Annotated in this window: 12 protein-coding genes; 5 read left to right on the forward strand and 7 right to left on the reverse strand. The window is 71.2% G+C overall.

Features of this window, described 5'->3' with window-relative positions:
• Positions 1 to 20: 20 nt before the first annotated feature.
• Positions 21 to 1,820 (reverse strand): VanW family protein, encoded by a 1,800-nt coding sequence (locus AB0C38_RS27730; RefSeq protein WP_360678507.1) that lies wholly within the window; start codon positions 1,818 to 1,820, stop codon positions 21 to 23.
• A 218-nt stretch (positions 1,821 to 2,038) separates the two neighbouring features.
• Complete coding sequence (araD, locus tag AB0C38_RS27735) at positions 2,039 to 3,748, reverse strand: L-arabinonate dehydratase (RefSeq protein ID WP_360678509.1); 1,710 nt, start codon at positions 3,746 to 3,748, stop codon at positions 2,039 to 2,041.
• A 76-nt stretch (positions 3,749 to 3,824) separates the two neighbouring features.
• Here araD and AB0C38_RS27740 point away from each other — a divergent pair, with 76 nt between their 5' ends.
• Genes AB0C38_RS27740 through AB0C38_RS27750 form a run of 3 tightly spaced genes read left to right on the forward strand, consistent with a single transcriptional unit; the run spans position 3,825 to position 5,962 of the window.
• Complete coding sequence (locus AB0C38_RS27740) at positions 3,825 to 4,478, forward strand: GntR family transcriptional regulator (RefSeq protein ID WP_360678511.1); 654 nt, start codon at positions 3,825 to 3,827, stop codon at positions 4,476 to 4,478.
• Positions 4,475 to 4,966, forward strand: a complete 492-nt coding sequence (locus AB0C38_RS27745; RefSeq protein WP_360678513.1) for a metallophosphoesterase — start codon at positions 4,475 to 4,477, stop codon at positions 4,964 to 4,966. Before AB0C38_RS27740 ends, AB0C38_RS27745 begins: the two co-directional genes overlap by 4 nt.
• Positions 4,967 to 4,975: 9 nt before the next feature.
• Positions 4,976 to 5,962 (forward strand): PHP domain-containing protein, encoded by a 987-nt coding sequence (locus AB0C38_RS27750; RefSeq protein ID WP_360678515.1) that lies wholly within the window; start codon positions 4,976 to 4,978, stop codon positions 5,960 to 5,962.
• On the opposite strand, the gene AB0C38_RS27755 is transcribed toward AB0C38_RS27750, so the two are convergent.
• The 3 genes from AB0C38_RS27755 to AB0C38_RS27765 form a co-directional block, all read right to left on the reverse strand.
• On the reverse strand, positions 5,952 to 6,509 hold the full coding sequence (locus AB0C38_RS27755) for a L,D-transpeptidase family protein (protein ID WP_360678517.1): 558 nt from the start codon (positions 6,507 to 6,509) through the stop codon (positions 5,952 to 5,954). The genes AB0C38_RS27750 and AB0C38_RS27755 overlap by 11 nt on opposite strands.
• Positions 6,509 to 7,354: a chitosanase gene (locus AB0C38_RS27760; RefSeq protein WP_360678519.1), complete on the reverse strand. Its 846-nt coding sequence runs from the start codon at positions 7,352 to 7,354 to the stop codon at positions 6,509 to 6,511. Before AB0C38_RS27760 ends, AB0C38_RS27755 begins: the two co-directional genes overlap by 1 nt.
• Positions 7,355 to 7,618: 264 nt before the next feature.
• Positions 7,619 to 8,209: a TetR/AcrR family transcriptional regulator gene (locus tag AB0C38_RS27765; protein WP_360678521.1), complete on the reverse strand. Its 591-nt coding sequence runs from the start codon at positions 8,207 to 8,209 to the stop codon at positions 7,619 to 7,621.
• 65 nt (positions 8,210 to 8,274) lie between these two features.
• On the opposite strand from AB0C38_RS27765, the gene AB0C38_RS27770 reads away from it, so the two are divergent.
• Complete coding sequence (locus tag AB0C38_RS27770) at positions 8,275 to 9,741, forward strand: NAD(P)/FAD-dependent oxidoreductase (protein ID WP_360678523.1); 1,467 nt, start codon at positions 8,275 to 8,277, stop codon at positions 9,739 to 9,741.
• The gene (locus AB0C38_RS27775) at positions 9,728 to 10,561 is read left to right on the forward strand and encodes an SDR family oxidoreductase (RefSeq protein WP_360678525.1); all 834 of its coding nucleotides are present in this window, start codon (positions 9,728 to 9,730) and stop codon (positions 10,559 to 10,561) included. The genes AB0C38_RS27770 and AB0C38_RS27775 overlap by 14 nt, the downstream gene beginning before the upstream one ends.
• Positions 10,562 to 10,610: 49 nt before the next feature.
• Here AB0C38_RS27775 and AB0C38_RS27780 read toward each other — a convergent pair whose 3' ends face one another.
• Complete coding sequence (locus AB0C38_RS27780; protein WP_360678527.1) at positions 10,611 to 11,771, reverse strand: saccharopine dehydrogenase NADP-binding domain-containing protein; 1,161 nt, start codon at positions 11,769 to 11,771, stop codon at positions 10,611 to 10,613.
• 49 nt (positions 11,772 to 11,820) lie between these two features.
• Entirely contained in the window at positions 11,821 to 12,456 is a 636-nt protein-coding gene (locus AB0C38_RS27785; protein WP_360678529.1) for a GPP34 family phosphoprotein, read from the reverse strand.
• Positions 12,457 to 12,513: the final 57 nt, after the last annotated feature.

The raw sequence follows: 12,513 nt of genomic DNA on the forward strand, positions 1-12,513 counted from the left end.
CGTGAACGGCCGTTAGGAGGTCACTGCCCTTCGCCGCACGTGATTTTCGGCTGCGGGTTGTAACGGACGTTGCGGGTCGAGCGGCTGACCTCGCGGCCGGACGCGGCGTCCTTGAGCACGCGGGTGTCGCTCGTGGTGAACCCGGGCGCGCCGTTGGAGGCGTGGCAGTTCTCCGCCGGGCCCGGCTTCGTCGGCGGGTCGGTCGGGTTGGACCGGCCGCCCGGGATCGACTCGACGGTGTAGCGCTTGGTGCCCCACAGCTTCACGGTGATCGACGACGGCGTCCAGATCGTCTGGATCGCGATGCCGGTCGCCGAGTCGTTGGTGAACTTGATGTCGATGACGCTGGCGCCGTTGGGGTTCTGGAACACCGTCGCCTCGCGCGCGGCGGGGTAGCGGCTGATGTAGTAGCTGTGCTCCTTGTGCCCCGCGTCCTTCATGCCCGAGAAGTACGACGCGTTGTACAGCGTCGTCGCGAACTGCGAGATGCCGCCGCCGACCTCGCGCGCCGGGGCGCCGTTCTCGATTACGCCGGCCTCGACGTACCCCTGCGGCTTGCCGCGCGGGCCGGTGAACCCGTTGAGGCTGAAGGTTTCGCCCGGTTTGACGATGGCGCCGTTGACCTTCTGTGCGACCACGCGGATGTTGGTGCCGGAGTCGGCCGCGAAGCCGTTCGTGGTGAACTCGCCGACGACCTCCTTGACGCCGAGCTGGTTCGCCTGGTCGGTCGTCACCTTCGCCGGGCTGTCCTTGTAGATCGCCGGAACCTCGCGGCCGTCGGTCTTCTTCAGAACGTCGGGCAGCGGCTTGAGGCTCGGGTCCCAGTCGATGGTCCGGCCGTCGGTCGACGGGTCGACCGTGGGCTTGCCGCCTTCGAAGACGATGGTCGCCTCCTTGCCCTCCTTCTCGGTGGACTTCAGCTGCGGCTTGGCGGCGTCGGCGATCTTGGCGTTGTCGATCTTCGGCGTCAGCCCGCCGCCGTCGGCGGGCTCGAAGCTCAGCGCCGCGGCGATCGCGTCCGGCTTCACGGTGGCGTTCTTGCCGTCGCCCTTGACCACCAGCGGGCCCGAGACGGCGGGGCGCGCGAACTGCTCGAGCGCGGCCTGGACGCCTTCGGGCGTGGTGCGGACCGGCGTGCTGGTGACCGGCAGCGCCAGGGTTTCCCCGCGCGCCCACTTCTCGACGACGGCGGCCTTCGCGGCCTCGACGTCGAGCTTCTGCCCGGGCTTCGGCGCGACGGCGACCGGGTTCGTGCCTTCGAACTTCACGGTGCCCTCGGCCGGTTCGCGGTCGACCTGGCCGCGGAGGCTGTCGAGGGCGGCGGCGAGCTTGGCGTCGTCGGCGTGGCTGACGACCCCGACCTCGCGGCTGGAGAACAGCGACGCGAGCCGGCTGAACGGGTTCAGCGGCTGTTCGCCGGCCTGGTCGAGGGTCCGCGGCCAGTCGAGCTTCAGCCCGGCGAGCGTCGGCGACAGGGAGCCCTGGACGTCGCCCGCGGTCACGGCGAGGGGGCGCGTCAGCCGCGGCTCGATCTGCCCGCGCAGCTCCTGCTCGGCGGCCTGGCGGTCCATGCCGCCGACGTCGATCCCGGCGACGGTCACCCCGCGCGGGACGCTGCCCTGGCTGACCAGCAGGTCGATGCCGTAGATCGCGACGAGCAGGCCGAGCGCGCCGCCCGCGATCAAGCCGGCTTTGCGCGGGTTGATCCGCTGAGCGAGCTTGCGGAGGGGAGTGGGCTCCGGGTCCGGTTCGGGCCGGACGACCGGCAGGACGTCCGTCTGCTCACCGTGTGACTCGGGCCAGCGCGGTTCGTACGGCAACTCTCCACCCCTTCGACGCGACGCCGGATCGCACCGGTGACGACGTCAGCGTACGGGGCACCCGGACAAGCCGTACGACTCGCCCTAACGGGGGATGAACCGGTCACGCAGTGGCGGTCATGAACGACTCGTTCAGGTCGTCGGACGAGGTGAACGACTCGTTCATGACGTTCCGGCGGCACCTCAGCGGGCCTGGGGCGCTTGGCCGCTTGGCACCCTCAGCGCGCGTCGGGTTCGGGATTCGCTCCCGCGCGGGCCAGGAAGTCGAAGTCGCAGCCTTCGTCCGCCTGCGTGATGTGTTCGCTGTACAGCGCCCCGTAACCGCGCTCGAACCGCGGCGCCGGCGCCACCCACGACTCCCGGCGCCGTGCCAGCTCCTCATCGGACACGTCCAGGTGCAACCGCCGCGAAGGGACGTCCAAAGTGATCAGGTCGCCGTCGCGGACCAGGGCCAGCGGGCCGCCGACGTGCGACTCGGGCGCCACGTGCAGCACGCACGCGCCGTAGCTCGTGCCGCTCATCCGCGCGTCGGAGATCCGGACCATGTCCCGGACGCCCTGTTCGAGCAGGTGCGCGGGGATCGGCAGCATCCCGTATTCGGGCATGCCCGGGCCGCCGAGCGGGCCGGAACCACGCAGCACCAGCACCGAATCGGCGGTGATCGAAGGGTCGTCGATCCGCTTCTTGAGGTCCGGGTAGTCCTCGAACACCACGGCCGGGCCGGTGTGCGTCAGCAGGTGCGGTTCGGCGGCGATGTGCTTGATGACCGCGCCCGACGGCGCCAGGTTGCCGTGCAGCACCGCGACTCCGCCTTCGGCCGCCACCGGGTTGTCGCGCGGCCGGATGACGTCGTCGTTGTGCACAGCCGCCTGCGCAAGGTTCTCGCCGAGCGTCTTGCCGGTGACGGTGGGCCGGTCGGTGTGCAGCAGGTCGGTGAGCCGCGACAGCAGCCCGGGCAGGCCGCCCGCGTAGTAGAAGTCCTCCATCAGCCAGTCGCCGCCCGGGCGGATGTTCGCCAGCACCGGCACGCGCCGCGCGATCACGTCGAAGTCGGCCAGCGAAACCGGGATCCCGCTGCGTCCGGCCATCGCGATCAGGTGGATCGCGGCGTTGGTCGACCCGCCCAGCGCCAGCACCGTCGTGATGGCGTCCGCATAGGCCCGCTTGTCCAGGACCTGCGTGATCGTCAGGTCCTCCCAGACCATGTCGACGATCCGCGCGCCGCTCGCCGCGGCCATCCGGTGGTGGGCCGAGTCGACGGCGGGGATCGACGCGGCACCCGGCAGCGTCATGCCGAGCACCTCGGCCGCCGACGTCATCGTCGACGCTGTCCCCATCGTCATGCAGTGCCCGGGCGAGCGGGCGAGGCCGCGCTCCAGTTCGGACATTTCGGCGTCGCCGATCAGCCCCGCGCGCTTGTCGTCCCAGTACTTCCACATGTCGGTGCCGCTGCCGAGGACCTCGTCGCGCCAGTGTCCGCGCAGCATCGGCCCGGCCGGCACGAAGATCGCGGGCAGCCCGGCGCTCGCCGCGCCCATCAGCAGCGCCGGCGTGGTCTTGTCGCAGCCGCCCATCAGGACGGCGCCGTCGATCGGGTAGGACCGCAGGATCTCCTCGGTCTCCATGGCCAGGAGGTTGCGGTAGAGCATCGGCGTCGGCTTCTGGTAGGTCTCCGACAGCGTGGCCACCGGGAACTCCAGCGGGAAGCCGCCCGCCTGCCAGACGCCGCGCTTGACCTGCTCGGCGCGTTCGCGTAGATGCATGTGGCAGGGGTTGATGTCCGACCACGTGTTGAGGATGCCGATGACCGGTTTCCCGAGGTGCTCGTCCGGGTTGTAGCCGAGCTGACGGCTGCGGGCGCGGTGGCTGAAGTTGCGCAGTTCGTCGCCGCCGAACCACCGGTGGCTGCGGAGCTCCTCGGGTTTCATGGGGTCCAGTATGGCATCTGATATATGATCCCGCGGGCCTGGTTGAATGGGCTTCGACACGAGCGAGGAGCGCATCATGACCGGGACGTTCAGCCTGCCCGCCTCCCGGACCGAGGTGGTCCTGGAGGAGATCCGCCGGGGCATCCTCACCCGGGAGCTGGTGCCCGGCCAGCCGCTCGTCGAAGCGGAGCTGGCCGCGCGGCTCGGCGTGTCGAAGACGCCGGTGCGCGAGGCGCTCAAGGTGCTTTCCAACTCGGGCCTGGTGACGTTCAGCCCGTACAAGGGCGCGTCGGTGGTCACGGTCGACGCCGAGCTCGCGAAATCCGTCTACGACGTGCGGATGGTCCTGGAGCCGGAGGCCGTCCGGCGGACAGTCGAGCAGCGCGACGCCGCGTTGCTCGACGACGCGGCGGAGGCGCTGAAGGAGGCGTCGGCGGCCATCGCGGACAAGAACCAGGCCGCGCTGAGCCTGCTGAACCGCCGGTTCCACCGCGCCCTCTACCGCGGCTGCGGCAACCCCCTGCTGATCAGCATCCTCGACGACCTCAAGGACCGCGCGGCGCTCATCAGCATCGTCGGCTGGGAGGCCAACCCCAGCTGGAAGAAGGAGTGGAACGAGCACAAGGCGGTGCTCGCGGCGGCCAAGAAGGGGGACGCCGAGGGCGCGGCCACGCTGCTGCGCGACCACATCGGCGGGTTCCTCGAGCGGGTCCTCAAGGCCATCGGATGAGGCTGCTGCTCATCTCGGACACCCACGCCCGCGCGCTGCCGGAGCGGGTGTGGACGGAGGTGAGCGCGGCCGACGTCGTCGTGCACGCCGGCGACTGGGTCGAGACCGGCCTGCTGGACGAGCTGGAAGCCCGCAGCAAGCGGCTGATCGGCGTCTACGGCAACAACGACGGCGCCGACCTGCGCGCGCGGCTCCCGGAGATCGCCCGGGCGGACCTCGACGGCGTGCGCCTGGCCGTGATCCACGAGACCGGCGCGAAGCAGGGCCGCGAGCAGCGGTGCGACGCGCAGTTCCCGGACACCGACGTGCTGGTCTTCGGGCACAGCCACATCCCGTGGGACACGACGACCCCGGCGGGGCTGCGGCTGCTCAACCCCGGTTCGCCGACCGACCGCCGCCGCCAGCCGTTCTGCACCTACCAGACCGCCCGGATCTCGCAAGGTGCGCTGGTGGACGTCGAGCTGCACGAACTGCCCCCGAGGGGGTAGACAGGTCCCATGGATCCGGCATGGGCCTTGCGGGAGATCGCGTTCCAGCTCGAACGCGCGGGAGAGCCGACGTACCGCGTCCGCGCGTTCCGGAACGCGGCCGCGACCGTCGACAAGACCGGCGCCGAGCAGCTGGCGCAGCTGGCCGAGAACGGCACGCTCACGTCGTTGCCCGGCATCGGCAAGGCCACCGCGGGCGTCATCGAGGACGCGCTGGCCGGGCGCGACCCGGCGTACCGGGGGAAGATCGTCGAGAAGGAGCTGCCTTCCGGCGAACCGCTGCGCTCGGCGTTGCGCGGCGACTGCCACACGCACTCCGACTGGTCGGACGGCGGCAGCTCGATCGGCGAGATGGCCGTCGCGGGGCGGGACCTGGGTCACGAGTGGATGGTGCTGACCGACCACTCGCCGCGGCTGACCGTCGCGAACGGGCTCTCGCCGGACCGGTTGCGGACGCAGATGCAGATCGTCGCCAAGGCCAACGAGCTGATGGCCCCCTTCCGGCTGCTGCAGGGCATCGAGGTCGACATCCTCGACGACGGCGCCCTCGACCAGGAAGAGGAACTGCTGGGGCAGCTCGACTTCGTCGTCGCGAGCGTGCACTCGAAGCTGCGCATGCCGGCTCGTGACATGACCCGGCGGATGCTCGCCGCGGTCCGGAACCCGCACACCCGGGTGCTCGGGCACTGCACCGGACGGCTGGTCGTCGGGAAAGGCCGGCCGCAGTCGGAGTTCGACGCCGAGGCGGTGTTCACCGCGTGCCGCGAGAACGGCGTCGCGGTGGAGATCAACTCGCGCCCGGAACGGCTCGACCCGCCGATGAAGCTCCTGCGCCTGGCCGCGGAGATCGGCTGTGAGTTCGCCATCGACAGCGACGCGCACGCGCCGGGCCAGCTCGACTGGCAGGGCTACGGCTGCGAGCGCGCGATCGAGGCGGGGATCGGGCCGGAGCGGATCATCAACACCCGCACGGCGGAAGCGCTGCTCAGCCGCTGATCTCGACGACCGGGTGCTTCGCCGGATCGAGCCAGCGCAGCAGGACTTCGAGGTCGGGCTTCGGGATCGCGACGCAGCCCGCGGTCGGCTCACCGTTGGTGACGTGCAGGAAGAACGCCGAGCCGGCGCCGGGGACCACCGGGTCGCGGTTGTAGCCGATGACGACGGCGTGGGCGTAGACCGGGCCCGCCTCGCCGAGGTTCTCGCCGGCGGCCTCGTCGAACGGGCAGGTCCCGGGAGCGCCGGAGAAATGCCTGTTGTAGTAAGGGGAACCGACGTCGGACACCCACCAGTCGTTCGTGGTGACCAGGCGGTACGGCAGCCGGGTTTCCGCGGGCTCGATGCCGAACGCCTCGGTCAGCGGCCACGCGCCGACCGGGGTGCGCGCGGTCGACTCACTGGCCCGGCCGACGCCGTCTTTCCCGATCCACGCCGGGATCGGGCCGAGCACGCGGATCCGGTCGCCACCGGTGTGTTCCCAGGCCGTGAGGACGGCGGTGGCCGCCGTCGCTTCGTTCGCGACGACGGCCACCACCTGCTGCGTCATCAGTTGATGGTGTAGGAGTCCCCGTAGACCTTCCACTTGAGCGGGGTGTGCAGGTCGAAGTTGCCCGCGTTGAGGAACACCAGCTGCTCGGTGTCGACGCGGGAGGTGTCGGCGTGCGCCTCCTCCTGCTTCATGATGACCTTGCGGGCGTCGAAGAACGCCTTGAGGTAGGCCGTCTCGTCGCCGCCCTGGGCCGGCGTCTTCGCCTTCTTCATCGCGGCCTTGCGGATGCCGCCGAAGCTGTCGGAGCTGTCGCCGGGGCCGTGCATGACGATGGCGTCGTAGTAGGCGAACTGGCCGAGGTTGCTCAGCCCGTCCGACTTGCCCTGGCTCACCGACGGGTTGAAGTACACGCGGTCGCGCTCGCTGTTCTGGGCGTTCTGGAACTCCGTGGTGGCCGCGGCCTGCTTCCACGCGCTCTCGAACGCCGAACCGAGCCCGCTGTGCGAGTCGGTGCCGTTCACCTTGCGCAGCGCGGGAAGGTACTTGGCGAGGGGGTTGTTCGGGACGGAGTTCGTGTAGGCCTCGACGAGCTCGAGCATGTCGCCGGTGCCGGAGCAGAACCCGATGATGCCCGCGGTGTAGCCGCGGCCGTCGCCGATGTCCTCGATGTACTTGTACTGCGCCTTCCAGTCCAGCGAGGAGTTTTCCGCGCTGGAGACCAGCTTCATCGCGATCTCCTTCTTCGCCGCGACCGAAAGGTCGCCGGTGGCGAGCACGGACGCGCTGCTCGCGGCCAGTGGCGCGGGTGCTGCCGAGGAGAGTGCGGGGGTGGTGATCACGAGGGTCGCGACGGAGGCCGCGCCGAGCGCGCCGATGAGGACCGGCCGCAACTTCTTGCTCATGGGGAAACCCTTTCCGCGGGGTCGGCCGTGGGGGAGCACGGTTTTTTCGGGCATAGCGGACGAAGCCTGGAATTCGGCGGCTTTTCGGCCGTCGCCTTCAGGGCTTCGGGTGGTGCTGCGGCGTAGCGCCACGGTAGCGAAGGGTGAGGTGCTTCACAAGAGGCGGAAGATGTTCATGTTCCTGAACAGCGCGTTTCCGTCCTCAATGGACTCGGATTCGGCAATTAGGTAAATCCGGGAAGGGAAAGCAGACTATTTCGCGGCTCAGCGGATCCCGGCGAACAGGCGGATGACGTCCGGCAGGACGGTGACCGGGATCGTCGGGTCGATCGCCCGCTGGACGCCGAGGCCGATGCCGAGGCTGAGCAACGCCGTCGCGGCGTCGTCGGCCGACATCGGGAGCGTGATCCCGAACCGTTCGGCGTACCCGCCGAGCAGGCCGGCGATGGTGTCGCGGATGGCCTTGTCCCGCGTGGCCAGCTCGGCGCGCACGTGCGGGTTGCGCCGGGCGTTCGTGGCGAACTCGACCTCGAGGGCGGTCCACGCCTCGTCGCCGATGCTGCGCTCGGCCCAGGTCTGGAACGCGGCGAGCAGCCCGTCCACGCCGTCGGCGCCGACCAGCGCCTGGGCGACCAGTTCGACCTGCTCGTCGTGGATCCGGTCGAGCACCGCGAGGCAGAGCTCGTCCTTGTTGCGGAAGTTCGAGTACACCGCGCCCTTCGAGTACCCGGCTTCGTCCGCGACCTTCTCCAGCGACGTCAGCGAGTAGCCGTCGCGCAGGAAGAGCAGCTTGGCGGTCTCGATCAGCTGCTCGCGGGTGCGCGCCTGGCTTTCCGCGCGGGTGAGTCGGGCCATGGGTCCACTCTAGCCAGGTCGGAATCAGGGTACCGATGGTATTGAGATACTGTTAGTCTCCGAAAATGGAACAACGTCACTTCGCGGTCCTCGTCGTCGGTGCCGGGGCATCGGGGCTGGGCGCGGCCATCCGGCTGGGCCAGGCCGGCGTCGACGACCTCGCCGTGCTGGAGAAGGCCGGCGCGCTCGGCGGGACCTGGCGCGACAACACCTACCCGGGCTGCGCCTGCGACGTCCCGTCCGCGCTGTACTCGTACTCGTTCGCGCCGAATCCCGGATGGACGCGCGCGTTCGCCGGGCAGGCCGAGATCCGCTCGTACCTGCGGGACACGGCCGCGCGGTACGGCATCACACCGAAGATCCGCTACGGCGTCGAGGTGACGCGGGCCCAGTGGAACGGTTCTTTGTGGGAGCTGGAGACGACCCGGGGTCCGTACACCGCCCGGATCCTGGTCGCCGGCACCGGGCCGTGGCACGAGCCGCTGGTCCCGGACCTGCCAGGCCTCGGCGCCTTCCCGGGCGAGGTCTTCCACTCCGCGCGCTGGAACCACGGCTACGACCTGGCGGGCAAGCGGGTCGCGGTGATCGGCACCGGCGCGTCGGCGGTGCAGTTCGTCCCGCGCATCGTCCCGGAAGTCGGGCGGCTGCACCTGTTCCAGCGCACGGCGCAGTGGGTGCTGCCGAAGCCGGACCACCCCGTGCCGGGCGTCGAGCGGTTCCTGCTGCGGCGGTTCCCGGCGCTGCAGCGGGCGTTGCGCGGTGCGGAGTACGGGGCGATGGAGACGCTCGGCTTCGGGTTCCGGCACCCGTGGCTGCTGCGGCAGGTGCAGAAGATCGGGCTCGCGCACCTCCGGCTGGCGGTGCGGGACCCCGCGCTGCGCCGGATGCTGACGCCGGACTACACGCTCGGCTGCAAGCGGCTCCTGATGTCCAACACGTACTATCCCGCGCTGACGCAGTCCCATGTGGACGTTCACCCGACAGCGGTGCGTGCGGTCGACGGACGCCGGGTGCTCGGTGCGGACGGATCGTCGGCCGAGGTCGACGCGGTCATCTTCGGGACGGGCTTCCACATCCTCGACATGCCGGTGTCGTCGCGGGTCTTCGACGGCGACGGCCGCAGTCTCGACGACCATTGGAAGGGCAGTCCCCAGGCGTACGCGGGGACGACGGTGGCCGGGTTCCCGAACCTGTACCTGCTGCTGGGGCCGAGCTTGGGGACCGGGCACTCGTCGGCGTTCATGATCCTGGAGGCCCAGCTGCGCCACACGGTGGAGGCGGTGACCCGGACCCTGCGCTCGGGCTGGACGTCGGTGTCGGTGCGCCCGGAGGTGCAGGCGGCGTTCAACGCGGAGGTCCAGGCCGCGCTGCCGGGGACGGTGTACCAGTCGGGCGGGTGTGCCAGCTACTACACGGACGTCAACGGGCGCAACAGTTTCAGCTGGCCGTTCTCGACGGCGCGGCTGCGGTCGCGGGTGGGCACGTTCGACGAAGCGGACTACGAGATCGGGAGGGCCCATGCGGTTCGCTGAAATCCGTCCCCGCGACGCGGTGGTCGCGATCACCGGCGGGGCGCGGGGGATCGGCCGGGCGACCGCGGCGAAGTTCGCCGCCCGCGGCGCGACGGTTTGTGTCGGCGACCTGGACACCGCCTTGGCCGCGGAGGTCCCGGGCGCGCACGGCTTCCCGCTCGACGTCACCGTCCGGGAGTCCTTCGACACCTTCACCGCCGCCGTCACCGAGCGGTTCGGCCGCGTCGACGTCCTCGTCAACAACGCCGGCGTGATGCCGCTCGGCGACTTCCTCGAAGAACCCGACGAGGTCGGCCGGACCACTCTCGACGTGAACGTCCAGGGGCTGGTCCACGGCTTGCGGTCGGTGCTACCCGGGATGATCGCGCGCGGCCGGGGGCACGTGGTGAACGTGGCCTCGATGGCCGGGAAGATCCCGCTGCCGGGCATGGCGGTGTACAACGCGAGCAAGTTCGCGGCGGTCGGCCTGACGGCGGCGGTCCGGCGCGAGTACGCGGCGACCGGGGTCAGCGTCAGCGCGGTGCTGCCCGGCGCGGTGCGGACCGAACTGGCTTCCGGGGTGAGACTGGGCGGTGCCCTGCCCACCGTGGATCCGGAGGACGTGGCGAGGGCGATCGTCGGGACGCTGCGGGCCCGGCGCGCGGAGACGGCAGTGCCGCGGTGGCTCGCCGGCTGGGACCTGCTGGCCGCGCTCACCCCCGAACCCGTGATGTCGTGGGCCCGCCGGGTGATCGGCGACGACCGGGCCCTGACCGAACTGGACCCGGCGGCCCGAGCGGCTTACGTCCGGCGGGTCTCGGCACAAGTCGGTCGCGAATGACTCATTCGAGACCTCCGGCGCCGCGAATGAGTCATTCGCGGCGCCGGGGTCAGAGCGTCGCGAAGCGCAGGCCCGCTTTCGTGAGCCGGTCGATCAGCGCGTCGCCCATCGCCGTCGCCGTGGTCACCTGGCCCGCCGTTTCCGGGAGGTCGTCCGTCGCCAGGCACAGTGCCGATTCCGCGAGCATCTTCGCCGTTTCGTCGTAGCCGGGGTCGCCGCCGGACACCTCGGTCACGACCCGCGAACCGCCGCCTTCGCCGATGAACCGCACCGAGAACCACGACCGGGCCCGGCGCTCGGGGCTCGGGCCGTTGCCGGGTGCCAGCAGGCGGGAAAGCCCGCGCCGCGCGGGCGGGATCTGCGCCGCCGCGAGCAGCGCGCCCGCTCCGGCCACGCCGCCCGCCAGCACCGGCAGGTGCTTGACCGCGGCGAAGTGCCGGTAGGTGAAGTCCGGCCCGTAGCGCTCGGACGCCGCCGCCGACCGGCGGACGACCTCGGGGTCGATCGTCGGCAGCGGCACCGCCCACCAGCCCGGGCCGGCGACCCGGTGCGGCCGGCCCAGCGGCGCGCGGGCGAACCGCCCGGCCGGTCGCGGCTCGGCCGCCGCCCGCTCGCGGGCGATCCGGGCCCCGGCCGGGAGCCGGGACATGATGGTCAGCGCGCTGAGGAACGTCCCGCCCGACGGCATCCCGCTCGCCCGGACGTAGCCGTCGACGCGCAGCGGCACGCCTTCGGGCAGCTGCTTCACCGTGAAGTACGCGCCGAGGTCGTGCGGGATCGAGTCGAAGCCGCACGCGTGCACCAGCCGCGCGCCCGTCTCGCGGGCCCGCCGGTCGTGCGCCAGGTACATCCGGTCGACGAACTCGGGCTCGCCGGTCAGGTCGACGTAGTCGGTGCCCGCCTCCGCGCACGCCGCGACCAGCGGTTCGCCCTGCGTCAGGTACGGGCCGACGGTCGTGATCACCACCTTCGTCGCCTCCGCGACCGCCCGCAGCGACGCCGGGTCGCCGGAGTCGGCGACGAGCAGGTCGAGCGCACCGAACCGGTCGTCGATCGCGGCGAGCCGCGCCCGGACGGCTTCGAGCTTGCCGCGGTTGCGGCCGGCCAGGGCCCAGCGCAGGTCCGCGGGCGCGTGGCGGGCCAGGTACTCGGCCGTCAGGCCACCGGTGAACCCGGTGGCGCCGAACAGGACCACGTCGTGCGCGCGCATGTCTCCTCCTGGGGACGTCGACGGCGGACGCGCCCAGGTTACCCGCCAGTCACTTCCGGTCGCCCGTGTAGACGACAGCGGCCGCCACCGCCGCGACGCCGCTGATCACGTCGGAGATGCGCCGCGGCATGGCGTGGTGGGTGTCGGCCGTCCAGGCTCGCATGTGCGCCCGGCCGAGCTCCGGTTCGCACAGGTCGTCGACGCCCGCGGTCCAGGCCAGCAGCGCGAGGCACGCCGCGTGCGGGTCGGGCCGGTCGACGCCGAACACGGCGGCCCGCGCCTTGCTGCGCGCCGCCGTGGACACGAGCAGGTCCGCCGGCGGGTAGCGGTGCCGGCGCCGCAAGAGCATGGGGGTCCGCCGGACGAGCCCGAGCGCGACGAGGTTGTCGGCGGCGACCGACGGCAGTTCCCCGCGCAGGTGGTCCACCCAGTCACGCACGCTGTGCGTCCCCGTTTCCGAAACGATTTCGGAAAACACGTGATCGGCGGTCGGAATACCCGGCGGCCGCCCGGCGATCGGGCGGACCTTCCGGTCCTCGACCGTGATCCGGTCGGTGAAGAGCAGGTCGCACAACGCCGCGCCGGCGAGCCCGATGCCCAGCGACGTCCGGCTGAGCGACGGACGGCCGCTGAACTCGTCGTGCCCGAGGAAGAAGAAGGAATCGACCAAGGTGAGCCGGCGCATGACGGAAAACGGCCCCCTGGGCGATCGCGGTGAGGATGCCGAAGATAGCGGTACGGC

This window comes from Amycolatopsis sp. NPDC048633, assembly GCF_040650695.1.
Classification (GTDB): Bacteria; Actinomycetota; Actinomycetes; order Mycobacteriales; family Pseudonocardiaceae; genus Amycolatopsis.

Bases quoted from the DNA above. Each gene is read 5' to 3' on its own strand.
- araD (WP_360678509.1), bottom strand. From the start codon at position 3,748: ATGAAACCCGAGGAGCTCCGCAGCCACCGGTGGTTCGGCGGCGACGAA.
- AB0C38_RS27740 (WP_360678511.1), top strand. From the start codon at position 3,825: ATGACCGGGACGTTCAGCCTGCCCGCCTCCCGGACCGAGGTGGTCCTG.
- AB0C38_RS27745 (WP_360678513.1), top strand. From the start codon at position 4,475: ATGAGGCTGCTGCTCATCTCGGACACCCACGCCCGCGCGCTGCCGGAG.
- AB0C38_RS27750 (WP_360678515.1), top strand. From the start codon at position 4,976: ATGGATCCGGCATGGGCCTTGCGGGAGATCGCGTTCCAGCTCGAACGC.
- AB0C38_RS27755 (WP_360678517.1), bottom strand. From the start codon at position 6,509: ATGACGCAGCAGGTGGTGGCCGTCGTCGCGAACGAAGCGACGGCGGCC.
- AB0C38_RS27760 (WP_360678519.1), bottom strand. From the start codon at position 7,354: ATGAGCAAGAAGTTGCGGCCGGTCCTCATCGGCGCGCTCGGCGCGGCC.
- AB0C38_RS27765 (WP_360678521.1), bottom strand. From the start codon at position 8,209: ATGGCCCGACTCACCCGCGCGGAAAGCCAGGCGCGCACCCGCGAGCAG.
- AB0C38_RS27770 (WP_360678523.1), top strand. From the start codon at position 8,275: ATGGAACAACGTCACTTCGCGGTCCTCGTCGTCGGTGCCGGGGCATCG.
- AB0C38_RS27775 (WP_360678525.1), top strand. From the start codon at position 9,728: ATGCGGTTCGCTGAAATCCGTCCCCGCGACGCGGTGGTCGCGATCACC.
- AB0C38_RS27780 (WP_360678527.1), bottom strand. From the start codon at position 11,771: ATGCGCGCGCACGACGTGGTCCTGTTCGGCGCCACCGGGTTCACCGGT.
- AB0C38_RS27785 (WP_360678529.1), bottom strand. From the start codon at position 12,456: ATGCGCCGGCTCACCTTGGTCGATTCCTTCTTCTTCCTCGGGCACGAC.